Annotated in this window: 19 protein-coding genes; 7 read left to right on the top strand and 12 right to left on the bottom strand. The window is 70.1% G+C overall.

Annotated features, from left to right (window positions below):
- Positions 1-23: 23 nt before the first annotated feature.
- The 5 genes from P3F85_RS08520 to P3F85_RS08540 form a co-directional block, all read right to left on the bottom strand.
- On the bottom strand, positions 24-1,280 hold the full coding sequence (locus tag P3F85_RS08520) for an alpha/beta hydrolase (protein ID WP_374010900.1): 1,257 nt from the start codon (positions 1,278-1,280) through the stop codon (positions 24-26).
- A 265-nt stretch (positions 1,281-1,545) separates the two neighbouring features.
- Positions 1,546-3,804: an NAD-dependent DNA ligase LigA gene (ligA, locus tag P3F85_RS08525; protein ID WP_374010803.1), complete on the bottom strand. Its 2,259-nt coding sequence runs from the start codon at positions 3,802-3,804 to the stop codon at positions 1,546-1,548.
- Positions 3,805-3,859: 55 nt separating this feature from the next.
- Complete coding sequence (locus tag P3F85_RS08530) at positions 3,860-4,528, bottom strand: hypothetical protein (RefSeq protein ID WP_374010804.1); 669 nt, start codon at positions 4,526-4,528, stop codon at positions 3,860-3,862.
- A gap of 47 nt (positions 4,529-4,575) precedes the next feature.
- Positions 4,576-5,676 carry a tRNA 2-thiouridine(34) synthase MnmA gene (gene mnmA, locus P3F85_RS08535; RefSeq protein ID WP_374010805.1) on the bottom strand — a complete coding sequence of 367 codons (1,101 nt, stop codon included), beginning with the start codon at positions 5,674-5,676 and terminating at the stop codon, positions 4,576-4,578.
- 161 nt (positions 5,677-5,837) lie between these two features.
- Positions 5,838-7,016, bottom strand: a complete 1,179-nt coding sequence (locus tag P3F85_RS08540) for a cysteine desulfurase family protein (RefSeq protein WP_374010806.1) — start codon at positions 7,014-7,016, stop codon at positions 5,838-5,840.
- Between the two features lie 48 nt (positions 7,017-7,064).
- On the opposite strand from P3F85_RS08540, the gene glgX reads away from it, so the two are divergent.
- The 3 genes from glgX to P3F85_RS08555 are packed head-to-tail and all read left to right on the top strand — an operon-like array spanning position 7,065 to position 10,137.
- Positions 7,065-9,155: a glycogen debranching protein GlgX gene (gene glgX, locus P3F85_RS08545; protein ID WP_374010807.1), complete on the top strand. Its 2,091-nt coding sequence runs from the start codon at positions 7,065-7,067 to the stop codon at positions 9,153-9,155.
- Positions 9,155-9,643 carry a Cys-tRNA(Pro) deacylase gene (gene ybaK, locus P3F85_RS08550; protein ID WP_374010808.1) on the top strand — a complete coding sequence of 163 codons (489 nt, stop codon included), beginning with the start codon at positions 9,155-9,157 and terminating at the stop codon, positions 9,641-9,643. Before glgX ends, ybaK begins: the two co-directional genes overlap by 1 nt.
- Positions 9,644-9,651: 8 nt before the next feature.
- Positions 9,652-10,137: an N-acetyltransferase family protein gene (locus P3F85_RS08555; protein WP_374010809.1), complete on the top strand. Its 486-nt coding sequence runs from the start codon at positions 9,652-9,654 to the stop codon at positions 10,135-10,137.
- 95 nt (positions 10,138-10,232) lie between these two features.
- Here P3F85_RS08555 and glgP read toward each other — a convergent pair whose 3' ends face one another.
- Positions 10,233-12,806: an alpha-glucan family phosphorylase gene (gene glgP / locus P3F85_RS08560; RefSeq protein ID WP_374010810.1), complete on the bottom strand. Its 2,574-nt coding sequence runs from the start codon at positions 12,804-12,806 to the stop codon at positions 10,233-10,235.
- 145 nt (positions 12,807-12,951) lie between these two features.
- On the opposite strand from glgP, the gene P3F85_RS08565 reads away from it, so the two are divergent.
- Together P3F85_RS08565 and glgB are read left to right on the top strand one after the other, a co-directional pair.
- Positions 12,952-14,955 carry an alpha-1,4-glucan--maltose-1-phosphate maltosyltransferase gene (locus tag P3F85_RS08565; RefSeq protein ID WP_374010901.1) on the top strand — a complete coding sequence of 668 codons (2,004 nt, stop codon included), beginning with the start codon at positions 12,952-12,954 and terminating at the stop codon, positions 14,953-14,955.
- A 72-nt stretch (positions 14,956-15,027) separates the two neighbouring features.
- Complete coding sequence (gene glgB, locus P3F85_RS08570; RefSeq protein ID WP_374010811.1) at positions 15,028-17,235, top strand: 1,4-alpha-glucan branching protein GlgB; 2,208 nt, start codon at positions 15,028-15,030, stop codon at positions 17,233-17,235.
- On the opposite strand, the gene P3F85_RS08575 is transcribed toward glgB, so the two are convergent.
- The 3 genes from P3F85_RS08575 to P3F85_RS08585 all read right to left on the bottom strand — a co-directional run bounded on the left by P3F85_RS08575 (position 17,189) and on the right by P3F85_RS08585 (position 20,983).
- Entirely contained in the window at positions 17,189-18,007 is an 819-nt protein-coding gene (locus tag P3F85_RS08575; RefSeq protein ID WP_374010812.1) for an SDR family oxidoreductase, read from the bottom strand. The two genes, glgB and P3F85_RS08575, sit on opposite strands and share 47 nt — an antisense overlap.
- A gap of 65 nt (positions 18,008-18,072) precedes the next feature.
- The gene (locus P3F85_RS08580; RefSeq protein WP_374010813.1) at positions 18,073-19,038 is read right to left on the bottom strand and encodes a tetratricopeptide repeat protein; all 966 of its coding nucleotides are present in this window, start codon (positions 19,036-19,038) and stop codon (positions 18,073-18,075) included.
- A gap of 70 nt (positions 19,039-19,108) precedes the next feature.
- Positions 19,109-20,983, bottom strand: a complete 1,875-nt coding sequence (locus P3F85_RS08585; protein ID WP_374010814.1) for a hypothetical protein — start codon at positions 20,981-20,983, stop codon at positions 19,109-19,111.
- 192 nt (positions 20,984-21,175) lie between these two features.
- Between P3F85_RS08585 and P3F85_RS08590 the strand changes: the two genes are divergently transcribed.
- A complete protein-coding gene (locus P3F85_RS08590; RefSeq protein ID WP_374010815.1) occupies positions 21,176-24,010 on the top strand; it encodes a DivIVA domain-containing protein in 2,835 nt (944 codons plus the stop codon).
- 16 nt (positions 24,011-24,026) lie between these two features.
- Positions 24,027-25,064 (top strand): AI-2E family transporter, encoded by a 1,038-nt coding sequence (locus P3F85_RS08595; protein WP_374010816.1) that lies wholly within the window; start codon positions 24,027-24,029, stop codon positions 25,062-25,064.
- Here P3F85_RS08595 and P3F85_RS08600 read toward each other — a convergent pair.
- The 3 genes from P3F85_RS08600 to P3F85_RS08610 are packed head-to-tail and all read right to left on the bottom strand — an operon-like array spanning position 25,061 to position 26,843.
- Positions 25,061-25,801, bottom strand: a complete 741-nt coding sequence (locus tag P3F85_RS08600; RefSeq protein WP_374010817.1) for an alpha/beta hydrolase — start codon at positions 25,799-25,801, stop codon at positions 25,061-25,063. The genes P3F85_RS08595 and P3F85_RS08600 overlap by 4 nt on opposite strands.
- Positions 25,798-26,097, bottom strand: coding sequence for a hypothetical protein (locus tag P3F85_RS08605; protein ID WP_374010818.1), 300 nt, complete (start codon positions 26,095-26,097; stop codon positions 25,798-25,800). Before P3F85_RS08605 ends, P3F85_RS08600 begins: the two co-directional genes overlap by 4 nt.
- Before the next feature lie 41 nt (positions 26,098-26,138).
- Complete coding sequence (locus P3F85_RS08610) at positions 26,139-26,843, bottom strand: lytic transglycosylase domain-containing protein (protein WP_374010819.1); 705 nt, start codon at positions 26,841-26,843, stop codon at positions 26,139-26,141.
- Positions 26,844-26,862 lie beyond the last annotated feature (19 nt).

Consider the following 26,862-nt stretch of genomic DNA (forward strand, 5'->3'; position numbering starts at 1 on the left):
GGCGCCCCAGCCAGCCGTGCCGCTCAGTGGGCCGAGGCCTCCGTGACCGTCCCCGACGAACGGGATGCGCCCGAGAGCACGAGGTCGCCACGGTCGATCCCGATCACGGCCAGGTTCCGCATCGACTCGGTACCGACGGTGAAGTACTCGTTGTGGCCCGACGACCCGGAGAGCGAGACGTGCGTGAGCGGGTCGACCGCTCCCCCGACGCCCATCGGCTTCGCGCCGTAGCCGGGCGAGCCGGGGTCGCTCCCGAAGAATGCGGTGTTGACGATCGGGTCCATGGGCGCTTCGCCGACGAAGACGTTTCCGCCGGTGACCGAGAGTCCCGCCACCGTCTGCGCGTCGCTCCCCGGGGATCCCATCAGCGCCAGCGCATCGACGGAGACGGTGTGCCGCTCGAGCGCCATCAGCGCTGCCGTCGAACCGTAGGAGTGCGCGAACACGCTGAGGTAGGGCTGATCGGCGCCGCGGAGGGCCCGGATGCCCTCCAGGGTCCGTTCCAGACTGTCGGCGCCCTGCGTCGCCAGGGCGGTGCCTCCGATGTTGGTCAGCACAGGCGTCTGGTAGCCGATCCACGCCACCACCGCGACGCCGGGCGCAGCACCGTTGCCACGAGGTCCGAGGATGCGGCGCAGGAACCCGGTCTGCAGGTCGTACTGCTCCTGGGCGACCCTGCCCCAGGCCTCGATCTGCTCCCCCACCGACATGTACATCCCGGGCACCAGGACGCTGACGTACTTCGCCGTGCCGAGGTCGCCGACGACGATCGACGCCTTGGCGTCGGCCGACGCATCGAGGCTGACCAGGGTTCGCTTGACGCCGTCCTTCTTCGACAGCGCCTTCCTGACGTTGTCGAGGGTCTGCAGCTGGCGCTGCAGTGCCACCCGCTCGGTGCGACCATGAGTGCTGCCGAGTGTCTGCTCCACGCGGGAGATGGTCCGGCTGAGGTCGAGCGCGTTGGCGCGGCCGCGCACCGCATACGGCACACCCTCCAAGTTGCCGACCACGTGCGGCGCCGACTGGATGAGAGCGTTCTGCTTGGCCGGGTCGATCAGCTTCCAGACCCGGCTGACGTCGGCGGCCGCCGGAGCCTGCCGCAGCAGAGACTCCAGCTTCGCCCGGTTGGCGTCGAGGAAGGACGGCAGCGCGGACGCGTCCACGGCATTGACGGCTCCGAGCACCGACATCGAGCTGCTGCCGCCGCTCGGAGCCGACGGCACATCCGAGACGGGACCGGACACGGCGGATGCGGGTAACGCAGAGGACACGACGGACATCGTCGCCGCGGGCGCGGAGTCCGCAGGCAGCACGAAAGCCCCGGTCAGTCCTGAGACTGCCGAGGTAACGGTGAGTACAGCTGCAAAGCCGACCAGCACTCCGTCCGGGTCCCTCCGAGAGCGAGCGAGCTAAGCCCTTGCGATGCGCCCGGGGGGAGCGCACGTCTCGACTCTACCCATGAATGGGTGGCGGACGGCAACACGTTCTACCCCCGATTCAGGGGGAGAACTCGAATCCTGTCCACAGGATGGCGGACCGGTTCGGTCACTCGTCGAGCGCCGCCGGTCCCCGCTCCACGAGCACCCGGAACTGCGCAGCGTCAAGGATGCGCACGCCCAGTTCCTCCGCCTTCGCGAGTTTGGACCCCGCCCCCGGTCCGGCGGCGACGAAGTCGGTCTTCTTCGACACGCTCGATGCCGCCTTTCCGCCGGCCGCGATGATCGCCTCCTGAGCGCCCTCGCGCGTGTATCCCTCGAGCGAACCTGTCGCGACGACGGTGAGCCCGGCGAGCACGCCACCGGCTTCGTCGGAATGCCCGGGTCCCGGGTGTCCCGGCGTGGAGAACTGCACACCGTCCGCGGCCCAGCGCTCGACGATGTCCCTGTGCCAGTCGACCTCGAACCAGGCCAGCACCGCGTCGGCGATGATGCCGCCCACTCCGTCCACTGCGGCCAGGTCGTCACGCGACGCCGAGCGGATGGCGTCGAGCGATCCGAAATGGTTCGCGAGGGCTCGCGCGGCGACCGGACCGACGTGACGGATGTTCAGCGCGACGAGGATGCGCCACAGCGGCTTCTCGCGGGCCGCCGTGAGGTTGTTCAGCAGTTCGATCGCACTCTTGGACGGCACGAACAGCTCGTCGCCCGAGAATTCATCCGCCGCGGGGTTGAATGGGCCGTCCTTCTTCTGACGCCGACGGCGGAACGGAGTGTCTACCTTCTCCTCCCCCGTGTCGGTCAGTTTGGGCAGCCCGGTCTCGGAATCCCGGACGACCACCTCGATCGGGAAGAGGTCGGCGAGCGTGAGGCCGAAGAGCCCGGCCTCGGTCGGGAGCGGCGGATTCTCGGGGAATCTCGGCTGGGTGAGGGCTGCGGCGGCGACCTCGCCGAGTGCCTCGATGTCGAGAGCGCCCCGCGAGCCGATGTGCTCCACGCGTCCGCGCACCTGTGCCGGGCAGAACTCGGCGTTGGGGCAGCGCAGGTCGATGTCCCCCTCCTTCGCAGGAGCCAGCCGGGTGCCGCACTCCGGGCAGTTCTCGGGCATGACGAACTCGCGCTCGCTGCCGTCGCGCAACTCCACCACCGGACCGAGCACCTCGGGGATGACGTCTCCGGCCTTGCGCAGTACAACGGTGTCGCCGATCAGCACGCCCTTGGCCTTGACGACCTCCTGGTTGTGCAGGGTCGCCTGCCGCACCTCGGAGCCGGCGACACGCACCTTCTCCATCACCGCGAACGGCGTCGCCCGGCCGGTGCGGCCGACGCTCACGACGATGTCGAGCAGCTTCGTGTTCACCTGCTCGGGCGGGTACTTGTAGGCAATGGCCCAGCGGGGAGCGCGGCTCGTGGCGCCGAGCTCGTCGTGCAGAGCCAGCTCATCCACCTTGATGACGATCCCGTCGATCTCGTGCTCGACAGCACCCCGGTGCGCGCCGTAGTACTCGATGAACTCGTCGACCGCAGGGACGTCGTCTACCACCCGATAGTGCGTCGAAGTGGGGAGTCCCCAGCCCTTCAGCAGCTCGTAGACCTTCGACTGCGAGTCGACCGGAGGATTCTGCCACGCCCCGATGCCGTGGACGAGCATGTGCAGGCGACGGAGGCGGTTGCGCATCAGCTCGAGCTGCGCCGGTCCTTTGCCCTCGGCCTTCTGGCGCAGGGATCCGCTGGCCGCGTTGCGCGCGTTGGCGAACACACGCTCGCCCGCCTCGAGCTGGTGGGCGTTCAGCTCCTCGAATTCGGCGACCGGGAAGAACACCTCGCCGCGCACCTCCACCAGCGCCGGCGGCTCGTCGGTGTCGAGCCGGGTCGGGATGGCCGGGATCCAGCGGATGTTCTCGGTCACATCTTCGCCGACGACGCCGTCGCCACGGGTGGCGGCCGAGACGAGAACACCCTTCACGTAACGGAGGTTGATGGCGAGTCCGTCGATCTTCAGCTCGCAGAGGTAGTCGACGCGGCGCCCGGCATCGCGCTCGACCTTCGCCGCCCAGGCTTCGAACTCGGCGAGCGAGAACACGTTGTCGAGGCTGAGCATCCGCTCGGCGTGCTCGACCGGCGCGAAGAGCGTCGTCTGGGCGCGGCCGCCGACCGTCTGCGTCGGGCTGTCCTGCGATTGCAGCTCGGGATGGAGCCGCTCCAGCTCCTCGAGCCGCCGCATCATGCGGTCGTACTCCTCGTCGCTCACGAGCACGGTGTCCCGCTCGTAGTACGCGTCGCGCAGCTCGAGGATGCGCGTGGTCAGCTGCTGCGCCTCGCTCTGCGCATCCGCGAGCTGGTCGTCGGTCGTCGTCTGGATCGCCACCCGTCCAGCTTATTCGCGACCCCCGACGCCGGAACGTGCGCGGAAGCCGAGGGACTCACCTCGCGGCGCGTCCCTCCGCACGGGCGGACCGCCGTACGCCGACCGGGATCGAGCGGCGGCTCAGCACCGCCGCCACCAGGAAGCAGGCCGCCCCGAGCAGCGTCCCGAGATTCGCCCAGAACAGGCTCACCAGGTCGCCCGTCGCGGGGAGCACATAGGCGCCGACCGCAGAGATGCCGAAGAAGATGGACCCGACGAGGTTCAGCCAGGTGCCGTGCCAGGTGCGGGCATGCGGATCCCACAGTCGCTCACGGTCGACGGTGGCCACCACGGCCAGGCAGCTCGACACCAGGAAGGCGATCGATCCGAATGCATCCGGCCGCCAGCCGCTCCCGATCCTGGCGTCCTCGTCGATGGCGACGATCAGTGCCGCGGTGGTGCTGACATTGAAGAACAGGGTCCCGGCGAACTGGATGGCCGCCGCCCACCAGTCGTAGCTGTCCGGCCGGTTGGTTCCCCGGCGCGGAGGCCTGCGTCCACTCAATGCGAGCTGGATGAGGGCTGCGGCCGTGAAGAACAGGGCGCCGACGAAGAAGGTGACGTTCGTCGCGATCTCACCGACCACCTGCTGGTAGAACGGGACCGCCCCGATGAGAAAGAACAGCGAGCCGATAGCGAAACCCCACGCCTCTCGGCGAAGACGGACGGCGCGCTCTGCGGTCATGCTCGGAGCCTAGAGCCGCGAGGCCGCCATGGCACCCTCGATGTGCGTCAGGCGGGAACGGCCGAGACGGTGCGGTCGATGGTGGTCTGGCCGAGTACGCGCGTTCCGACGTAGACGACCGCGGTCTGCCCGGGCGCGACGCCGTTCAGTGGGACGTCGGGCCGGACCACCAGCTCGCCGCCGGTCACCGAGGCGACCGCGGGCACGGGATCGGCGTGGGCGCGGATCTGCACCTCGCACGCGAAGGGGGAGCCAGGGTCGGCCGGCGGCAGCCCCGCCCACGTGTACCGCGACCCCGCGATCTCAGCGATGTCGAGTGCTTCCCTCGGCCCGACGACGACCTCGTTCTCCTTGGGTCGCACCTCCAGCACGAACCGCGGCCGGCCGTCCGGAGACGGGTAGCCGACATTCAGGCCCTTGCGCTGACCGACGGTGTACGCGTGCGCGCCCTCGTGCGAGCCGAGCCGGTTGCCCTGGCGGTCGACGATGTCGCCGGTGGCGGTGCCGACGCGCTCGGCGAGCCAGCCCCGCGTGTCGCCGTCCGGGATGAAGCAGATGTCGTGCGAGTCGGGCTTGTTCGCGACGCTGAGGCCGCGTGCGGCGGCTTCCGCCCGAACCTCGGCCTTCGACGGCGTGGCGCCGAGCGGGAACATCGCGTGCGCGAGCTGCTCGGTCGTCAGCACACCGAGGACGTACGACTGGTCCTTCGCCCAGGCGCTCGCCCGATGGAGCTCGCGGTTGCCGTCCTCGTCCGTCACGATCGCCGCGTAGTGGCCGGTGCACACCGCATCGAAGCCGAGGTCGAGCGCCTTCTCCAGGACCGCCGCGAACTTGATCCGCTCGTTGCACCGCATGCACGGGTTCGGCGTGCGGCCTGCGGAGTACTCGGCGATGAAGTCGTCGACGACATCCAGCTTGAAGCGCTCGGAGAAGTCCCACACGTAATACGGGATGCCGATGATGTTCGCGGCGCGCTGCGCATCCATCGAGTCCTCGATCGTGCAGCAGCCGCGGCTTCCGGTACGCAGCGTGCCCGGCATCCGCGACAGCGCCAGGTGCACGCCGACCACGTCGTGGCCGGCCTCGACGGCGCGCGCCGCCGCCACGGCGGAGTCGACTCCCCCGCTCATCGCTGCCAGAACCTTCACCCCCCAATCCTACCCACGCTCCCCGCCGCTCCCCCTCCCCGCCCCGTCCGGTCCCCCCGCTGCGCCGAGGTGCACGTCGTGGTCGTTATTCGGAGCGAATAGCGACCACGACGTGCACCTCGGCGGAGGCGGAGAGGTGGGGAAGGGGGCAGGAGGGCGCGTCAGCGGCCGAGGCGGGGGGCGCGCTCGGCGAGGCCCGCGCGCGACGCCTGCGCGTACGCCGCGGGGAGCGCGGCGAGCAGGGCATCCACATCGGCCTCGGTCGACGTGCGGCCGAGGGTGAAGCGCAGCGCGCTCCGCGCCTCCTCTTCGTGGCGCCCCATCGCGAGCAGCACGTGCGACGGCTCCGGGATGCCCGCCTGGCACGCCGAGCCCGTCGAGACCGAGACGCCCGCCATGTCGAGCAGGAACAGCAGCGAGTCGCCCTGCGCGCCGGGGAAGGTGAAGTGGGCGTTGGATGCGACCCGTCCGGAACCCGGCTCCGGCCCGCTCAGCACCGCCTCCGGAACCACCTCCCGCACCCCGTGGATCAGCCTGTCCTGCAGAGCGGACAGCCGGGTCGCCTCCGCCTCGCGCTCGGACTCCGCCAGGCGCGCCGCGACCGCGAACGAGACCGCCGCCGCCACATCCTGCGTCCCGCTGCGCACCTGCCGCTGCTGGCCGCCGCCGTGGATGAGCGGCACGACGGTGGAGGCGCGGCTCAGCACGAGCGCGCCGATGCCGACCGGTCCGCCGATCTTGTGGGCGGACACGCTCAGCGCATCCACCCCCATCGTCCCGAAATCGAGCGGCAGGTGCCCGTAGGCGGCGACCGCATCCACGTGGACGGGGACACCCGCCGACCGCGCGGCCTCGGCGAGCGCCGCCACCGGTTGCACCGTCCCCACCTCGTTGTTGACCGCGAGGAAGGTCAGCAGGGCGATGTCGTCTCCTGCGATCGACGCGGGCGCGACGATCCGCCCGGAGCCGTCGAGGGCCAGCCAGTCGACGCGCGCTCCCTCGGAGCGCACCAGCCACTCCACCGTGTCGACGGTCGCGTGATGCTCTCCCCCGGGGACGAGGATCCGCGGACGCCGGGTGCCGTCGTTGCGCGCCCAGTACATCCCCTTGACGCCCAGATTGATCGCCTCGGTGCCGCCGGAGGTGAAGACGACCTCGATCGGGTCCGCACCGAGCGTGCCTGCGACGGTCTCGCGGGCCTCCTCGAGCAGTCGCCGGGCCTGCTGTCCCTGGCTGTGGATGCTGGAGGGGTTGCCGACGACGCCCATGGCCTCGGTGTAGGCGGCGATCGCCTCCGGGCGCATCGGCGTGGTGGCGGCGTGGTCGAGGTAGACCGGCACGGTGCCCTCCGAGACTCGGGTCCAGCGTGTGTCACTACTCTAGAGCGCATGACCTCCACCGATCCCCTGCGGAACCTGGGTGTACGCGTCGGGCCGCACGGGGGCGAGCTGAGGGTCTTCTCGGCGAGCGCTGATGGCATGGAACTGTGCCTCTTCGACGAGAACGACCCGAACTGGCTCACCAAGTCCGTGCCGATGACCCGCGACTCCGGCAACGTGTGGGTGGGCCGCTCGCGCTCACTCACCGTCGGCACCCGCTACGCCGTCCGCGTGTCCGGCCCCCTGGCTCCCACGAACTCCTTCGACCCCGAAGCGCTGCTGATCGACCCGTATGCGCGGGGACTGATCCGGGTCGCCGCCGACGGCTGGCGGTCGGTGGTGGTCGCCGACGGTTTCGACTGGGGGGACGCGCGCAAGCCTGCCACCCCGCTGGACCACTCGGTGATCTACGAGGCGCACGTGAAAGGCATCAGCAGGCTGAACCCGGCTGTCCCCGAGGAACTTCGTGGCAGCTACGCCGGACTGGCCCACGAGTCCACGATCGCCTACCTCAAGGAGCTGGGCGTGACGGCGGTGCAGCTGCTGCCGGTGCAGGCGTTCGTCTCCGAGCAGCGCCTGATCGAGCAGGGGCTCACGAACTACTGGGGCTACAACACGCTCAACTTCTTCAGCCCGCACGCGCCGTATGCCTCGCGCGCGGCCCAGGCGGCGGGCCCGGATGCGGTGCTCGCCGAGTTCAAGGGCATGGTGAAGCTGCTGCACCTGGCGGGGATCGAAGTCATCCTCGACGTCGTGTACAACCACACGGCCGAGGAGGGCATCGGTGGTCCGCGCACCAGTTTCCGCGGCATCGACAACGCGACCTATTACCGTCACGACGACACCGGCGCGTACGTCGACGTGACCGGATGCGGCAACACCGTCGACTTCGGCAACCCGGTTCCCCAGCGGCTCGTGCTCGACTCCCTCCGCTACTGGGCGAACGAGATGCAGATCGACGGCTTCCGGTTCGACCTCGCCGCGACCCTCGGGCGCGGTGCCGACGTCGCATTCCATCGCGACCATCCACTGCTCGTCGCCGCGCAGTCGGACCCGGCGCTGCAGGGCGTGAAGCTGATCGCCGAGCCGTGGGATGTCGGGCTCGGCGGGTGGCAGACCGGCAACTTCCCCGGCCCAACCGGCGAGCACGCGGGCTGGTCGGAGTGGAACGACCGCTACCGCGACCGGGTGCGCAACTTCTGGCTCGCGGACATCGCGGAGGCGCGCCGCCACGGTCAGGCGCCTGTCGGCATCGGCGGCTTCGCGACCCGGCTCGCCGGCTCGTCGAACACGTTCTCGGCGGAGCGCGGGCCGCTCGCCTCCATCAACTTCGTGACCGCACACGACGGGTTCACCATGGCCGACCTCACGGCGTACGACGTGAAGCACAACCTGGGGAACGGCGAGAACAACCACGACGGCACCGACAACAACCGCTCGTTCAACCACGGTGTCGAAGGCCCGACGGTGGATGAGGCGATCCTCCTCGAGCGCTCGAAGGCCGTCCGCAACCTGATGGGGACGCTGCTGCTCTCCGCCGGTGTCCCCATGATCACGGCCGGGGACGAGTACGGGCGCAGCCAGCGCGGCAACAACAACGCGTACTGCCACGACACCGAGTTGAATTGGCTCAGCTGGCTTCCGACGCGCGAGCAGCGCGAACTGCACGAGACCACGAAACGCCTGCTGCAGCTGCGTCGTGAGAACCCCGCCCTGCGGCCCAGCCGGTACGCCGTCTCCGGCCAGGCCACGCCGAACGCGAGCCACATGGACTGGTACGACGCGACCGGTCAGCGGATGGACGACGAGGACTGGAACTCGCCCGAGAACCGGACGCTGCAGTACCTGGCGGCGTCGACCCCGGTGGCGGAGGAGTTCAACCGCATCCTGCTCATCGTGCACGGTGTCGAGGACGACGTGACGGTCGCACTCCCCCAGGCTCCCGGCGTCACGTCGTATCAGCTGCTGTGGGATTCGGCGACCGAGGTCCCGATCCCGGAGGACGCGACGGAGTTCGCGCCCGGAGACGAGCGGCTGGTCGGCGGCACGTCCATGCAGCTGTACCGGGCCAACGGGCCGCGCGTGGAGGAGCTGGGCTGATGGCGCGGCCGAAGGCCCCAGCGGGCACACCCGCCACGGTCGCCCTGACCGCTGCGGGCATCCCGTTCACCGCGCATCCGTACGAGCACGACCCCGCAGCACCCTCGTTCGGCCTGGAGGCTGCTGAGGCGCTCGGCGTGGAGCCGGACCGCGTGTTCAAGACCCTGCTCGCCGACACCGATCTCGGGCTCGTCGTCGGCGTCGTCCCGGTGACGGGGATGCTCGACCTGAAGGCGCTCGCCGCTGCGGTCGGCGCCAAGCGCGCCGTCATGGCGGAGCCGTCGGTCGCCGAGCGCCGCACCGGCTACGTCGTCGGCGGCATCAGCCCGATCGGGCAGAAGACGCGGCACACGACGGTGGTCGACGAGTCGGCGCAGCTGTTCGACACGGTCTACGTCTCGGGCGGCAAGCGCGGGTTCGACATAGAGCTGTCCCCGGGGGACCTGATCGCCGCAACCGGGGCGACGTTCGCCGCCATCGCGAAGTGAGCCGCGGGATGGACGCCATCACTGTTCGCCCGGCCACGGTCGACGACGCCGCCGGCATCGCCCACGTGCACGTGACGGCCTGGCGCGAGGCTTACGCCGGCCGCATGCCCGCCGACTTCTTGGCGTCGCTCGACGAGGAGCGTCGCGCGCGCGGCTGGGTGACGATCCTCGTCGACGGCACGACGGATGCGTTCGTCGCTGAGCGGGACGGCACGATCATCGGCTGGGCCACCGCGGGACCTGGCCGCGACGACGATGCACCGCGCGCTCGCGAGCTCGAGGGCCTCTACGTCCTCGCCGCCGCATACGGCACAGGAGCAGGACAGCTGCTCCTCGACGCGGCCATCGGCGACGCGCCCGCCTACCTCTGGGTGATGGACGGCAACGCCCGCGCCGAATCCTTCTACCGCCGCAACGGCTTCACCCCCGACGGCGCCACCATCACCCACCCCGTGGGCCCCACCTCCGTCCTCGCCGTCCGCCTCACCCGCTGACCCCTCCCCGACCCGTAGCCCGCGAGCACAGGAAAAATGTGGCCGTTCGGGCCGAATCGGCGCACTTTTCCTGTGCTCGCGGGCTGCGGGAGGGGTTAGGAGGCTACGGTGACCAGGCCCAGTTCGGCGGGGGTGAGGAGGAGCGAGTTCACGGGGACCACGCGGACGGTGTAGCCGAACGAGCCCGCCCACGCGAGACGGACCGTGCCGACGAACTCGTGCGCGACCGACGCGTCGTGCGTCCCCGGCACCGCTGAGTCGACCGTGAGCGCCTGGCGATGCACGTCGACCAGGTCGCCGCCCTCGTGGCTGCGGCCGAAGACGAGCTGCACCTCCACGTCCTCTGGCGCGAGGCCGTTCAGGTGCACCAGGGCGCGGACGTGGAGCTCGTCGCCGACCTGCGGCACCGCATCCACCCCGCCCGCGTCGACGTGCGCGACGTTGACGCCCGGCCACGCGGCCTCCACACGCTCCTTCCACGCCGCCAGCGACCGCGCCTGGGCGTAGTCGTTCACGCTGAGACGGTTCTCGTAGTCGGCGGCCGGCACGTACAGGCGCTCGACGTACTCGCGCACCATCCGCTCCGCCGACAACGGGGAGGACAGCGTCGCCAGCGTGTGACGGATGCGTGCGACCCACGCGGTCGGAACGTCGTCGCCGTCGCGCTCGTAGAAGCGCGTCGCGATCTGGTTCTCGATCAGGTCGTACATCGCCTCGGCCTCGAGGGCGTCGCGCTCGGCGCCATCCCCGGCCGCGTCGGCGGACGGGATCGCCCAGCCGTTCTCGCCGTCGTAGAACTCGTTCCACCAGCCGTCGAGGATCGACAGGTTGAGCGCGCCGTTCAGCGCCGCCTTCATGCCGGAGGTTCCACATGCCTCCAGCGGCCGCAGCGGATTGTTCAGCCAGACATCGGTGCCCGGGTAGAGCAGCTGCGCCATGCCGATGTCGTAGTCCGGCAGGAAGACCATCCGCTGCCGGATGTCGGACTCCGACGCGAACTGCACCAGCTTCTGGATGAGACGCTTGCCCTCATCGTCGGCCGGATGCGACTTGCCGGCGATCACGAACTGCACAGGACGCTTCGGGTCGGTGAGGATGCGCCGCAGGCGATCCGGGTCGTGCAGCATCAGCGTCAGCCGCTTGTACGTCGGGACGCGGCGGGCGAAGCCGATGGTGAGGACGTTCGGGTCGAGCAGGTCGTCCATCCAGGCCGGCGCGATGCCGCCCGGGTTCTGCTCGCGCCAGGCGGCCTCGACGCGACGGCGCGCATCCTGCACGAGCTGTTCGCGCATCCGGTTGCGTACACCCCACAGGTCGAGATCGGAGACGGCGGAGGCGTTGCCCCAGTCGGCGTGCGTGGTGTCTTCGGTCCCGAGCCGTTCGAGCGCGAGCGCCCGGAGCATCGGGTCCGTCCAGGTCGGAGCGTGGACGCCGTTGGTGACGGAGTCGATCGGCACCTCCTGCGGGTCGAATCCCGGATAGAGGCCGTTGAACATGTGACGCGAGACGTCGCCGTGCAGCTTCGAGACGCCGTTCGCGTGCTGGCCGAGGCGGAGTCCCATCACGGCCATGTTGAACACCCCGTCCGAACCTCCGGGGTAGTCCTCGGCGCCGAGTGGGAGCACCTGCGAAGCGGTGACACCCGGGAGCAGGGACGTCGAGAAGTAGCGCTCGATCAGCGCGGAATCGAACCGGTCGATTCCTGCCGGGACAGGCGTGTGCGTCGTGAACACGGTTCCGGCGCGCACCACCTGCAGCGCCTGATCGAAGGTGAGCCCGTCGCCGATCAGGTCGGAGATGCGCTCCAGTCCGAGGAACCCGGCGTGGCCCTCGTTGGTGTGGAACACCTCCGCCTCCGGTGCGCCGGTCAGCTCGGTCCACGCCTTCACGGCGCGCGCTCCGCCGATGCCGAGCAGCAGCTCCTGCAGGAGGCGGTGCTCGCCGCCGCCACCGTAGAGACGGTCGGTGACCGACCGCAGGCGCTCCTCGTTGTCGGGGATGTCGGTGTCGAGCAGCAGCAGCTTCACGCGGCCGACGGCCGCCTGCCAGACCCGCGCGTGCAGCACACCGTCCGGCAGGGCCAGCGAGATCTGCACCGGCGTGCCGTCCGGCTGGCGCAGCACGCTCAGCGGCAGTCCGTCGGGGTCGAGCACGGGGTAGCTCTCCAGTTGCCACCCGTCGGGCGTGATCGCCTGCGAGAAGTAGCCGGAGCGGTAGAACAGACCGGCGGCGACGAGCGGGACGCCCAGGTCGCTCGCGGCCTTCAGGTGGTCGCCGGCGAGGATGCCGAGGCCGCCGGAGTACTGCGGGAGGGTCGCCGCGATGCCGAACTCCGGCGAGAAGTAGGCGATGGTCTTCGGCGCGCCGTCACCGAGCGACTGGTACCAGCGCGGGTCGCTGAGGTACGCCCGGAGGTCGTCGCGGATGTGATTCGCCCAGTCGACGTACCCCTGATCCGCGGCCAGTTCGGCCAGACGCGACGGGTCAACGGCGCCCAGGAGCGCGATCGGATCGTGTCTGACCTGCTGCCACAGCTCGGGCGAGATGCGGGCGAACAGCTCCTTGGTCGGCTCATGCCACGACCAGCGGAGGTTGCCTGCGATCTCTTCCAGCGCGGAGAGGTTTTCGGGGAGGACGGCTCGGACGGTGAATCTACGGATGGCCTTCACTCGGTCAACACTAAAGGAGCCACATTGCGAGTGGGTTAATGAGTGTACGTTCGGGGGCGTGGTGAAGAACGCAGCGACCAGAACAGCAGCCGCCGCGCCCGAGGCGTCCACGGCGAGTACCTCGAAGGCCGACCCGGCGGAGGAGGTGAAACCTGCCTACGAACCTCTGCTCCCCCGCATCCCGATCCTGGAGCTCTCACCCCAGGTCGATGAGGGACTGTGGGCGGCGACGGCGTTCAGCGGCGAGGTGATCCCGTTCCGGGCCACCGCCTTCCGCGAGGGCCACGACAAGATCGGTGTCGACCTGATCCTGCTCGACCCGGCCGGCCAGCAGACCGAGCACCACATGCACCCGCTCACCCCCGGCACCGACCGGTGGGAGGTGGAGGTGCAGCTCGAGCAGACCGGGTTGTGGCGCTACCGCGTGCAGGCCTACGCCGACGAGTACGCCACCTGGCGGCACAACGCCGAGGTCAAGGTCCCCGCCGGCATCGACGTCGAACTCATGCTCCGGACGGGCCACGACCTGCTGGTGACCGCCTCCAAGGACAAGCGTCGCAGCACCGCGGAGCGCCGGCACCTCTCCGAGGCGGCCAAAACGGTCGCCGACACCGCCCGACCCGTGGATGAGCGGTTCCAGGCCGCGATCGACGCCCGCATCCAGCAGGTGCTCACCGAGCGCCCGGTGGTCAGTCTCCCCTCGCTCTCAGCCACCCGCTCCATCCAGGTGGAGCGCACGCGCGCCGGGGTCGGCAGCTGGTACGAGTTCTTCCCCCGCTCCGAAGGCGCCAAGAAGCGGGCCGACGGCTCCTGGCAGTCGGGCACCTTCCGCACCGCCGCCAAGCGCCTGCCCGAGATCGCGGCAATGGGCTTCGACGTCGTGTACCTGCCCCCGATCCACCCGATCGGCCGGTCCTTCCGGAAGGGCCCGAACAACTCGCTCGAGGCGGGCCCGAACGACCCGGGTTCGCCGTGGGCCATCGGCAGCGCAGAGGGCGGCCACGACGCCATCCATCCCGAGCTCGGCACCGAGAAGGACTTCACCTTCTTCCTCGGAAAGGCGAAGCAGGCCGGGCTGGAGGTCGCGATCGACCTGGCATTGCAGGCGGCGCCCGACCACCCCTGGGTGAAGACGCACCCGGAGTGGTTCACCACCCTCCCGGACGGCACGATCGCGTACGCCGAGAACCCGCCGAAGAAGTACCAGGACATCTATCCGATCAACTTCGACAACGACTACGAGGGACTGCGCCAGGAGGTGCTGCGCATCGTCCGGCACTGGATGGCGCTCGGCGTGCGCATCTTCCGGGTGGACAACCCGCACACGAAGCCGCTGCACTTCTGGGAGTGGCTCATCCACACCGTCAACGCGACCGATCCGGATGTGGTGTTCCTGGCCGAGGCGTTCACCCGTCCGGCCGTGATGCGCACCCTGGCCAAGGCCGGTTTCCAGCAGTCGTACACGTACTTCACGTGGCGGAACACCAAGCAGGAGCTCGAGGAGTTCCTCGACTCGCTCGCCCACGAGACGGCCGACTACCTGCGGCCCAACCTCTTCGTGAACACGCCTGACATCCTGACCGAGTACCTCCAGTTCGGCGGCCAGCCCGCGTTCAAGATCCGCGCCGCCATCGCGGCCACCGGTGCGCCGACGTGGGGCGTCTACTCCGGATTCGAGCTGTTCGAGAACGTCGCGCGAACGGGCGCAGAGGAGTACATCGACAACGAGAAGTACGAGTACCGGCCGCGCGACTACACCCGCGCGCAGGCGCAGGGTCGCTCGCTGGCGGACTATCTGACCATGCTCAACCGCGCACGCAGCGAGCACCCCGCGCTGCGGCAGCTGCGCAACCTGAGCATCCACTGGAGCGACGACGACAGCATCCTCGTCTACTCGAAATACCTGGACGGCCGGTTCACCCGGAGCGGGAAGGCCGACGCCGTCATCGTGGTCGCGAACGTCGACCCGCACTCGGTGCGCGAGACGATCGTCCACCTCGACCCGACCGCCTTCGGCATCCCCGTCGGCGCGCAGTTCGAGGTGAAGGACCGCGTGACCGGACAGCGGTGGACCTGGGGCACCGACAACTACGTGCGCCTGGACGCGTTCACCGAGCCCGTCCACATCCTGTCCGTCCGCCCGCTCTGACCGATGCGGGACCGACCTGCGACCCCTGATGCCGCGCCCATCGAACACCAGCAACAACTGAGGAGTACCGCCATGTCCCCGATCCCCGAAGGTGCGGCCGCCGTCGACCTCCCGCCGCTGGATGAGAACGTCCTGGCCGCCCTCGCCGCGGGCAGCTACCACGACCCGCACGCGGTGCTGGGCCAGCACGAGGTCGCCGCCCCCGGCGTCGCCGACCCAGTGACGGTCATCCGCACGCTCCGGCCGCTGGCGAAGGAGGTCTTCGCGATCCTCTCGAACGGCGCTCACGTCGAGCTGGCGCACGCCGGCTACGGAGTCTGGCAGGGCGTCGACATCGTCGGCCCTGGCGCGTACCAGATCGAAGCACGCTACGACGACGGCAGCAGCTGGACCTCGGACGACCCCTACCGTTTCCTCCCCACGATCGGGCAGCTCGACCTCCACCTGATCGGCGAGGGACGCCACGAGACGTTGTGGACCGCGCTCGGGGCGCACGTGCGCGACCTCGGCGGCGTCGTCGGGACCGCCTTCACGGTCTGGGCACCGCACGCCCGGGCTGTCCGCGTCGTCGGCGACTTCAACGGCTGGGATGGCACCCTCCACTCGATGCGCAACATGGGCTCGTCCGGGGTGTGGGAGCTGTTCGTCCCCGGCCTCGGCGAGGGCGAGATCTACAAGTACGACCTGCTGGCCCAGGACGGCCGCTGGGTGCGCAAGATCGACCCGATGGCCCAGTTCGCCGAGACGCCTCCTGCCACCGCATCCCGGATCACCGTCAGCCGCCACGAGTGGGCCGACGAGCAGTGGATGCGCGACCGCGCCGCGCACGACCCGCACGCCGGCCCCATGAGCGTCTACGAGCTGCACCTGGGGTCGTGGCGTCCCGGGCTGGGCTACCGCGAAGCAGCGGACGAGCTGATCGACTACGTCGGCGCCCTCGGGTACACGCACATCGAGTTTCTGCCGCTCGCCGAGCATCCCTTCGGCGGATCGTGGGGCTACCAGGTGACCGGCTACTACGCTCCGACCAGCCGCTTCGGCTCGCCCGACGACCTCAAGTACCTCATCGACCGGCTCCACCAGGCCGGCATCGGCGTCATCCTCGACTGGGTGCCCGGCCACTTCCCCAAGGACGACTGGGCGCTCGCCCGGTTCGACGGGCAGCCCCTGTACGAGCACGCCGATCCGCGGCGCGGCGAGCACAAGGACTGGGGCACGTACATCTTCGACTACGGCAACTCGCAGGTCCGCAACTTCCTCGTGGCGAACGCGCTGTTCTGGCTCGAGGAGTTCCACGTCGACGGCCTCCGGGTCGACGCCGTCGCCTCGATGCTGTACCTCGACTACTCCCGCAACGACGGCGAGTGGGAGCCGAACATCTACGGCGGCCGCGAGAACCTCGAGGCGATGGGCTTCCTGCAGGAGGTCACCGCCACCGCCTACAAGCGGAACCCCGGCACGGTCATGATCGCCGAGGAGTCCACCAGCTACCCGGGCGTCACCGCGCCCACCTCATCCGGCGGCCTCGGCTTCGGCCTGAAGTGGAACATGGGGTGGATGCACGACGCGCTCCAGTACATCCAGCAGGACCCGATGTACCGCAGCTACCACCACAGCGAGCTCACGTTCTCGTTCGTCTACGCCTGGAGCGAGAACTTCCTGCTGCCGATCAGCCACGACGAGGTCGTGCACGGCAAGGGATCGCTGCTGGGCAAGATGCCGGGTGATCACTGGCAGCAGCTGGCGAACGTGCGGGTCTTCCTGGCGTTCATGTGGTCGCATCCTGGCAAGCAGCTCCTCTTCATGGGCCAGGAGTTCGGTCAGCTCTCCGAGTGGAGCGAGGAGCGGGGGCTCGACTGGTGGATGCTCGACCAGCCGGCCCACCAGGGGCTCTGGAACCTCGTCGCGCAGCTCAACGCCGTCTACCGTGCCACCCCGCAGCTCTGGGTGGCCGACAACGAGCCGGCCGGATTCGAGTGGCTCGACGGCTCCGACGCCCAGGGCAACGTCATCGCGTTCCTGCGGAAGGACCGCAATGGCGACCCGATCGCCGCGATCTTCAACTTCTCCGGCGCTCCCCACAACGATTACCGGGTGGGACTGCCGTTCGCCGGGGAGTGGGAGGAGCTGCTCAACACCGACGCCGAGGCGTACGGCGGTTCGGGCGTCGGGAACCTGGGTTCGGTGACCGCAGCGGACGAGCCGTGGATGGGCCGTCCCGCCTCCGCGGTGCTTACCCTGCCGCCCCTCGGGGCCCTGTGGCTGAAGCCGCGGAGCTGACCCAGGCTCCGTAGCCGAGGCCGTCGCCGACGGCGTGCTCGGGCGCCAGGTTGCGCCCGGCGCGCCAGGTGGCGCCGAGCGCGCCGCCGAGACGGACGGGCATGATGAAGCGGCGCGTCCCGCTCCCGCGCTTCCACTGCTCGGCGAGCGAACGAGCGGACTCGACGGTCGGCCCGCCGACGTTGATGATGTCGCCGGGCTGGCCCGCGCCGTCCGCGACGTCGACGAGCGTGCGGGCGACATCCCCGACGGCGATGGGCTGGAAACGGGTCCCCGTCGGGGTCAGCAGTGCACCGAGCGGGCGCCCGCGGTCGAAGATCGCCGTCACGAAGTCGTGGAACTGAGTGGACCGGACGACCCGCGCATCGAGCGGCGAGTCGAGGTAGGCGCGCTCCTGCGCGGCCTTCGCGCGGTAGTACCGGTAGGCCGAGCGGTCGACGCCCACGATCGACAAGAGCACTGCTCGGTGCACCCCGAACCGGGCGGCGGTGTGGACCAGGTTCTGCGCCCCGGTCGCGAACACGTGCGCCGCCTGCTTTCCGGCGGCGTTGCTGGTGTCGACGATGACATCGACCCCATCGACCGCCTCTTCAAGGCCCTCGCCGGTCACCAGGTCCGCCGTGACGTAGGCGGCACCGTTCACGTACTGGGGGGCGTCGTCGTCCGGCACGCGTCGTGCGGCGACGACCACCTCGTGTCCCCGGTCGATCGCCTCGGCGGTGACGGCGCGCCCGGCCAGGCCGGTGCCTCCGACGACGAGAACACGGGACATGCGCGATCACTCCTGAACGGTGAGGCGGGCGAGGATCGCCGCCGACGGCCGTCCGGAGGGCGGGCTCAGTACAGCAGCGACGCCAGCCTAGCCCTGGCCTTGCCCACACGCGGGTCGTCCGCGCCCAGGATCTCGAAATACTCGAGCATTCGGGTGCGCACCTCATCCTTCCGCTCGGCGTCGAGCGTCGGGAACAGGCTCAGGAGGCGGTCGAAGGCGTCCTCGACGTGACCGCCGGAGATGTCGAGGTCTGCCACTCCGAGCTGGGCGTGAGCGTCTCCGGGTGCCTCCGCGGCTCCCGCGCGGAGCTCATCGGCCGTGTGCCCGCTCAACCGGGCCAGGAGGCTCACCTGCGCCAGTCCGGCCGCAGCCATGGTGTCGCGTGGGTCCTGGGCGATCGCCGTGCGGTAGGCCCGGATCGCGCCCTCGTAGTCTCCGCGGTCGATGGCGTCGAACGCCTCGGCGTGCAGCGGAGGCAGCGGCGGCTCGGGGGCGGGCTCCGCAGGAGCGCCGGGCTCCCCCTCGGGGGCTGCGCCTCCCTCGACCGCCACCGTGTCCGTCACACCGTTCTGCGCGGCCAGCTGGAGCAGCTGCTCGATGACCTCGCGCACCTGCTCCTCCGGCACGACACCGGCGAAGAGCTGGACCGGGCGGCCGCCGATGAGCGCCGCGACCGTCGGGACCGCCTGCGCCTGGAAGGCCTGCGTGAGCTGCGGGTTCGCATCCACGTCGATCCTGACCAGCACCAGGCGTCCGGCGTAGCTGCCGACGACGCGCTCGAGCAGGGGCGAGAACTGCTTCCACTGCTCGGACCGCTCGGTACCGAGATCGACCAGCACGGGCACCCGCATCGAGAGGTCGATGAAGTCGTTGAAGTTGGCGTCCGTACCCTCGAAGTACAGGCTCGGCAGCGTCAGCTCGCCGGCCGCCGGCTGCCCCGAGGCGGCGGCCGCCGGGTCGGGCCGGTTGACGAGCGAGGACAAGTCGATGGCTCCGCGCAGGTTGGTGGGCGGGGGCGGGACGTTGCTCATTGATCCTCCAGATTCGTGCGGCGTGGCGCGATCGGCACAAGAATCAACGATACTCGCGTCGCTGCCGCCCCTACGGGATCTGCGAGGCGGAGACCATGCCCTGGGCGAAACCGAGGAGCGTGATCTTCGCATTCGAGCCGGCCGGCGGCACGTAGAACGCGAGCTGGTAGCCGAAGTCGGACTGGATGCCCGTCTTCGACGTGGCCGCGCCGCTCAGGGCCGCTGCCGTCGCTCCGGCGCTGACCTCTGCACCGGCCTCGACGACCTTGAGCACCTGGGACTCCTGGAGGTCGGTCCAGACGATGGCACCGGAGTCGTTGGTCGCCATCGCGACGTCCTTGCCCGGACCGGGGCCGGTCGTGAAGGTCAGCGATGCGGTCGCGGGGACAGCGGCCTTCTGCTTCGCCTTCCAGTCGGCGCCCACCTGCGTACGCAACGTGTCGCCCTCGGCGTTGAACAGGCTGGCGTACTGGCTGTTGTCGCCGTTCATGAGCACATCGCCGTACGCAGCGGAGAGCTTCTCCGGCGCGAGCGCAAGGAGCTTCGAATCCGGCGGCACCACGGCGGAGCCGATGCTGGCAGGCGCCAGGTTGGGCACCTTCGCCTTCGGCTCGAGCGCGATGGCGTACTCGACCTGGTAGTTGTCACGCGGTGTCTGCTGCACCATCGTGAGCGCGATCGGCGCCTGGGCGTTGCCCTTCGCGTCCTTGGGGCTCTCGATCACCGCGGCGACCGTGCGCGGCCACGCGTCGGTGGCCTGCGGCAGAGACAGCACGATCGGGCTCGCGGGGATGGCGGGCAGCGCAGGCTCATCGGTCTTCTTCGCACGGATGGCGTAGTTGGCCGTGCGCAACTGGAGGGCCGGCCCGGTGAACCGCGCCTTCGCCAGGTCGGGGCTGGCCTGGGCGTCGGCCTGCGCCGCCGAGTCGGAGATCCGCTTCACGATGCGCTGGAGCTGCGGGACGGTGACGGCCGGCGGCAGCTGATCCGCCGCGTTCGGCGCCTCGGTGACGAGCGGAGTGGAGCTCTTGGACGGCGTCGTAGCGGCATCCGTCCCCGCGGTGCAGCCCGTCAGCGCGAGCGCACCGGCGAGTGCGGCCGGGAGCATGACACGCGCCCGGCGGGTCGATCGACGGCCGCGCGGCGTGGTCTCGATCATCGCGGTCGGCTTGTACTTCGGGGCCTTGGGCAGCTTGGGCATCTTCGGACCGCTCTTGCGGCGCGGACCGCGCGAGCGGCGGTGCGTGTAGAGGCCCCAGAGGTACAGGGCGATCCCGATGACGAGCAGGATAAGGCCCCCGATGATGAGCGGGAACGCCCACGGCGTGCTCGAGTCGACCGGCCAGGTGACCGCCACCCGCGACGGCGCGGCCTTCTGCCCGTCGGACGCCACGATGACGCTGACGTCGTCGGGGATGTTCATGCGCGTCACCTGTGCCGCTGCGCCGTCGAACTCCTCGAGCCAGAGGTCTGAGCCGGCCGGGTTGGGGCCGACGGCGGCTGGAGTGGGGGTGCCCGCCGCCGCCGACGCTGTCGGTGCCGGGGTGGGGGTGGGGGTCGCCGTGGCGGCCGCTGCGGAGTCGTCGCCCTCCGTGGCCGTCGCGGTGGGCTTGGGCGTGATCGTCTTCGTCGCGAGCGTGCTGGTCGCCTTCTGATAGCGGACTGCGACGTACTTCTGATCGCCGAGCCACGCCTTCACGTCCGCTGTACGGCCGTAAGCCACGACGGGCTTGGCGCCCTGCGGAGCGTCCGAGACGGTGAGGGTCTGCTGCCCGGGATGCGCGTTGAGCGCCGTGCCGTCGATCACCAGGTAGCGCGGGTCTCCGGACACCGTCGCGGCGGCCTCGACATGGCTCGGCGGCGCGAAAACAGTGCGCTGTGCGATGCCGGCCACGATCATGACGGCAGCGACGACGAACGCGACGATAGCGAGTACGAAACGCAAGCAGGACTCCTCATGTGCCGAAGTTCGGGGGCGGGCACAGTCACACGACGATACCCGACCTCCCTGAAAGGCAGCTAACCCTTGCCTGGACGGCTGTGCAGCCCCCAGTGCGGGCGCAGACAGCAAATTGTAGGATCGACCCGGCACGCGTGCGGCGGGTCGACCCGAAGAATCCCCCAGGAGCAAACAACAGTGGCCACCGACGAATCCACCTTCACCCAAGCTTTCCGCGGCTACGACAAGGACGAGGTCGACAAGGCTCTGCAGGAGCTCCGCCGCGAGCTGATCAAGTCGAACACGCAGGCGTCCGATTCGGCCAAGGAGATCAAGCGCCTCCAGGCGAGGATCGAAGACCTCAACGCCGAGATCGAGGAGGTCGGCAGCCCCACCTACGCCGGCCTCGGCACCAAGCTGGAGACCACCCTCCGCGTCGCCGAGGAGCAGTCGACGCGCCTGATCGCGCAGGCCGACATCGACGCGGAGAAGCTCCGCGCCGGCGTCGCCGCCGAGATCGAAAAGGTGAAGAAGGCCGCGGCCGCGCAGGCCGAGCGCATCCTCGCCGATGCTCAGGCGCGTGCCACCACTCTGCTCGAGGACGCGCAGATCGAATCGGGCGAGCTGCTGACCAAGACGCGCGCCGACAAAGAGACCCTGCTCAACGACGCGATGCGCGAGGCCGCCGCCATCCGCGGTGCGGTGGCCACAGAAGCCGCCGAGCTGCGCGCCACCAGCAAGCGCGAGGCCGCCGCCGTCCGCGCCGAGGCCGACCGCGAGGCCGCCGAGCTCAAAGCCGTCGCCTCCCGCGAAGCGGAAGCCGCCCGGGCCGAAGCCGCCGAGCTCGACCGCACCATCGCCACGCGCCGGGCCGAACTGGAGAACGCCCTCGCGGACGACCGCGCCGCCTTCGAGCGCGAAGCCGCGCAGACGCGCCTCGAACTGGAGCGTCGCGTCGCCGAGACGGCCGACCGCCTCGCGGCCGACGAGACCCGGACCCGCAACGAGCTCGCCGCCGAGGCCGCCCAGGCGCGCGCCGATCTCGCAGCCGAGGTGGAGGGGCAGCGCTCCGAACTGGCCGCAGCCGTCGCCCAGACCCGGGCCGACCTCGAGAACGAGGAGAAGACCCGCCGTCTCGCCCTCGCGACCGAGGTCGAGCAGACCACCAAGTCGCTGGCCGCAGAGGTCGAGCAGACCAAGACCGCGCTCGCCGCCGAGGTCGAGCAGGCGCGCTCTGCGCTCGATGCCGACGTGACCTCCACTCGGAGCGCCCTCGCCGACGAAGTGGAGCGCACCAAGGCCGAACTCGCCGACGAGGTCATCCGGACCCGCTCCGCACTCACGGAGGAGGTCGCACGGACGAAGTCCGAATTGCAGACGGAGGTCACGACCACGAAGTCGGCGCTGGAGAACGAGGTCACCTCCACTCGCGCGGCACTCGAGAACGACGTCACCACGACCCGCTCCGCGCTCGCCGAGGAGGTGGAGCGCACCTCCGCCCAGCTTGCGAACGACACCCTGCAGACGCGCACCACGCTCGAGAAGGAGACGACGGAGACGCGCGCGGCTCTCGAGGCCGACCGAGCCGCGACCGCCGCTCAGCTCGTCGCCGACCGCGAGCAGACGGCCAGCGAACTCGCGGCCGACGTCGAGCAGACGCGTGCGCGGCTCGCGGCGGAGGCCGAGCGCCAGCGCCGCGAACTCGACGCCGAGGCCGCAGATCTTCGCGCCGAGCTGGCCACAGAGGTGGATTCCGCCCGTACTGCGCTCGCCGACCAGATCGCCCGCGAGCGCAGCGCCGTCGAGGCGGAGCTCGCGGCAGAGCGCGCGCGGCTCGCCGCGGAGGTCGAGTCGACTACGTCGCGCCTGGCCGCGGAGGTGGAGCAGACCCGCTCCGCGCTGGAGACCGAGGTCACCACTACAAAGGGCGCCCTCGCCGCCGAGGTCGAGCAGACCAAGAAGGCGCTCGAGACCGAGGTCGCCACCACCAAAGCGGCGCTCGCCGACGAGGTGGAGCGCACGCAGTCCCAGCTGGCCGCCGAGGTCGAGCAGACGACGACGGAGCTGGCAGCCGAGGTGGAGCAGACCCGGTCCGCGCTGGAGGCCGAGGTCACCACAACGAAGTCGGCCCTCGCGGCCGAGGTCGAGCAGACCACGAAGGCGCTGGCGGCCGAGGTCGCACAGACGAAGAGCGCGCTCGCCGCCGAGTCGGAGCAGACCAGGAGCCGGCTCGCGGAGGACGTGCGGAGCACCACCGCCGAACTGACCGACCGCCGCGAGTCCACCGAGAACGAGCTCGCCGATCAGCGCGAGCAGCAGCGGCTCGAGCTGGAGCGCGATGCCGAGCGCACCCGCGTCGCTCTGGCCGACGAGGCCCAGCAGACCCGCGTCGCACTGGAGAAGGAGACGGCGGAGGCCCGGGCGGAACTCGCCCGCGATGTCGCCGCGGCCCGAACGGCGCTGGACGCCGAACTCGCCGAGCGCACCGCCGCCTTCGAGCAGGAGGCGGCAGCCTCCCGCGCCGCCCTCGACACCGAGTTGACCACGCTGCGCACCACCACCCTCGAAGAAGTGGATGCGCGCACGCGCGAGCTGGAGCAGGCTCGCATCGACCTCGACGTCGAGCTGCGCGCACGTCGCGACGAGGCCGAGAAGGAGTACCTGGCCCGCCACCAGGAGGCCGTCGCCCAGACCCAGAAGTACCTCGACGAGGCGAACCTCCAGCTCGCGGAGGCGGTCAAGCGCACCGCGCAGGCCCGGTCCGAGGCGGAGGCCTTCGAAGCGGAGTCGCGACGCACCGTGACCGAGGCGCGCAAGAAGGCGGAGGAGACGGCCGCCGCGGTCATCGCGGACGCCGAGGAGCGCTCCGCCGCTCTGCTGGCCGAGACGGAAGAGCGTACGCTGCGCCTCGTGGCGGACGCCGAGGAGCGTCTCACGCAGATTAGGATCGAGCGTGAGGCCGTGGCCGGGTACTTCGAGAACCTCCGGGGCGTCCTGCAGCAGGCTGAGAAGGTGACCGCCGACCGCGAATGATCCCAGGGGGACGCACGTGAAGATCCAGAACCCGTTCCGCCTCGGCCTCATCGGAACCCTCGGTGTCGGGCTCGGGATCCTCATCCTCAGCGCTGTGGTCAGCCTGGCGACGATCATCACCTACATCGGCGCTGCACTCTTCCTCGCGCTCGGCATCGAGCCGCTGATCTCGTTCCTGGAGCGCCGGCGCTTCCCGCGGTGGCTGGCGCTCACCGTGGCACTCGTGATCATCATCGGGGCCTTCATCGGCTTGATCTGGGCGATCGTCCCGGTCGCGGTGGATCAGGCCAGCCAGCTGGTCAACAACACCATCTCGTGGGTGAACAACGGCGGCGCCGAGGACTGGTTCCTCAGCCTGCAGCACCAGTTCCCGTCGATCGTCAACCAGCAGAACATCGACGCGGTGACGCAGTGGCTGCAGAAGAACCTGCCCGACATCACCTCGAAGGTGCTGCAGACCGGTGTCGGGATCGTGCAGGGCCTCTTCGGAGTCATCATCGTCGTCATCCTGACGATCTACTTCACGGCCTCCCTGCCGAGCATCAAGCGTTCCGCCTACCAGCTGGTGCCCGCCTCGCGCCGGGCACGCTTCGCCGACCTGGGCGACCAGATCACCGACTCCGTCGGAAAGTACGTCATGGGCCAGGTGTCGCTCGCTCTGGTGAACGGTGTGCTGAGCGCCATCTTCCTGACGGTGATCGGCGCGAAGTTCCCCATCCTGCTCGCGTCGATCGCGTTCTTCTTCTCGCTGATCCCGCTCGTCGGAACCATCACGGGCTCCGTGATCATCGTCGCCGTCTGCTTCCTCTCCGGGCCGCCGACGGCGATCACGGCCGCGATCTATTACCTCGTGTACATGCAGGTGGAGGCGTACGTCCTCAGCCCGCGCATCATGAACCGGGCCGTCTCGGTCCCGGGCGCACTCGTGGTCGTCGCGGCACTCGCCGGGGGCACGTTGCTGGGCATCCTCGGCGCGCTGGTCGCCATCCCGTTCGCGGCGGCCATCCTGCTCATCGTGAAGCAGGTCGTCATCCCCCGGCAGAACGAGCTCTAGGCGGCGGGCGGCGGCCACTCCGTGGGCAGCGGGAGGGCCGACGGGTTGAGCCGCTGCACGATCTCGGTCAGCACGCGGCGGGTCTGGTTCTCGCCCACCCACAGGTGCTTTCCGCCCTCGACGTTCACCAGATCGATCTGGGGCAGCGGGGCGAAGCGCTCCTGCGCCTCCGCCGGTCGCAGGTAATCGTCGAGCTCCGGGATGAGGGCGACGATCGGGCGGCTGTCCCCCGCCCAGGCCGCGAGATGCCTCGGCTGTGCGCGGTGCAGGGGCGGAGAGAGCAGGATGACGCCGTCGACGGGGAGTTCACGGCCGTGCATGAGCGCGAGCTCGGTGCCGAACGACCAGCCCAGCAGCCACGGATGCGGCAGGCCGCGCTCGGCGACGAAGGCCATGGCGGCCTCCACGTCGTAGCGCTCCCCCACGCCCTCGTCGAACGAGCCTTGGCTGCGTCCACGGGGCGACGCCGTTCCGCGGGTGTTGAACCGGAGCACCGCGATGTCGGCCAGCGCGGGGAGCCGGGCCGCCGCCTTGCGCAGGATGTGCGAATCCATGAAGCCGCCAGCCGTCGGCAGCGGATGGAGAGTGACGAGCGTGGCCACGGGTACGCGATCGAGCGGACTGGCCAGCTCGCCCACCAGAGTCAGTCCGTCGCGGGTGCGCAGCTCGACGTCCTCGCGGCGAGCGGGAAGCTCCACCCCACCGCGGACCTCGACCGTCGTGCTGTCCGTGCTCATGCGATCCTCCAACAGGACTCGTGCCAGTGCCTGCGCGCTTCCAGGTCCGCGGTGTCGCCGAGGACACCGTCGGCTCGCCACGTGACGACGTGCGAGGTTCCCGGCGCGATGTCGCGCCCGCATCCCGGGCAGACATACGTCTTCTGCGCTTGGACGGCCGACACCGGCTGGACGTTCCAGCTGACGCCGCGGCGGTTCTCCGTGCGTCGCCAACCGGCCAGCAAGCGGTCAAGGCTGTCGGGCTCGTCGTCCCGTGCCCCGCCGGGACGGCTTCGGGGACGGTTCGAGCGCGGCATGCAACAAGTCTAGGTCAGCACCCGCGGGTCACTACCCGGGGTCAATACCAGCCGACTGCCTCCGAGTGCGCCCACGCGCCGCACGGAGTACCGTAACGGCCGCCGACATACCCGAGTCCCCAGTTGATCTGGACCGACGCGTCCGTCTCCCATCCGGGGCCCATCTTGCTGCCGGGAAGCGCCTGCGGGATGCCGTAGGCCCCGCTGGGGTTGGAGGCGTTCACACGCCAGCCGGACTCGCGGGCCCACAGCTGGTCGAGGCAGCCCCACTGGTCGTCGCCCCAGCCGCGCGCCTGCATCATCTGGTAGGCGATGTCTTTCGCGGTACCGGGGCTCGGGATGGGCGCCGTCGGGGCACTGCCGCCGGACGACTTCTTCGCCGAGGGGGTCGGCGCGGGAGGCGGCGGTGGCGGGGGCTTCGGCTTGTCCTTGACGGTCACCGCGTCGCGCGTGATGGTCAGGGCCGCAGAGTCCGGAGCCGTGAGGTTCTGGGAATCGGCGCTGTCGTAGCGCTGGGTGGTGGGGATGCTCTGCATCGCCTCGGCGTAGGCCGGCGTCGTGGTCGTACCGGAGAACGGATCGACCACGTTGACCAGGGCGAAACCGACGGCGGCGGTGAAGGCGAAACCCCACACCGCTGCGCGCGACCGGATGTGCGGACGCCGCGCCCGCTTGAATGCGACGCCGACCGGGTTGGCCGGAGTCAGCGGCACGAGCTCTGCTGCTGCTTCTTCTCGTCTACCCACGATCACAGAACGATAACGG

Origin of the sequence: Leifsonia sp. T36S-04 (genome assembly GCF_042465655.1) — a bacterium.
Classification (GTDB): Bacteria; Actinomycetota; Actinomycetes; order Actinomycetales; family Microbacteriaceae; genus Leifsonia.

Bases quoted from the DNA above. Each gene is read 5' to 3' on its own strand.
- P3F85_RS08530 (WP_374010804.1), bottom strand. From the start codon at position 4,528: ATGACCGCAGAGCGCGCCGTCCGTCTTCGCCGAGAGGCGTGGGGTTTC.
- P3F85_RS08605 (WP_374010818.1), bottom strand. From the start codon at position 26,097: ATGCCGCGCTCGAACCGTCCCCGAAGCCGTCCCGGCGGGGCACGGGAC.
- glgX (WP_374010807.1), top strand. From the start codon at position 7,065: ATGACCTCCACCGATCCCCTGCGGAACCTGGGTGTACGCGTCGGGCCG.
- glgB (WP_374010811.1), top strand. From the start codon at position 15,028: ATGTCCCCGATCCCCGAAGGTGCGGCCGCCGTCGACCTCCCGCCGCTG.
- P3F85_RS08600 (WP_374010817.1), bottom strand. From the start codon at position 25,801: ATGAGCACGGACAGCACGACGGTCGAGGTCCGCGGTGGGGTGGAGCTT.
- P3F85_RS08575 (WP_374010812.1), bottom strand. From the start codon at position 18,007: ATGTCCCGTGTTCTCGTCGTCGGAGGCACCGGCCTGGCCGGGCGCGCC.
- P3F85_RS08580 (WP_374010813.1), bottom strand. From the start codon at position 19,038: ATGAGCAACGTCCCGCCCCCGCCCACCAACCTGCGCGGAGCCATCGAC.
- ybaK (WP_374010808.1), top strand. From the start codon at position 9,155: ATGGCGCGGCCGAAGGCCCCAGCGGGCACACCCGCCACGGTCGCCCTG.
- P3F85_RS08555 (WP_374010809.1), top strand. From the start codon at position 9,652: ATGGACGCCATCACTGTTCGCCCGGCCACGGTCGACGACGCCGCCGGC.
- P3F85_RS08520 (WP_374010900.1), bottom strand. From the start codon at position 1,280: ATGTCCGTCGTGTCCTCTGCGTTACCCGCATCCGCCGTGTCCGGTCCC.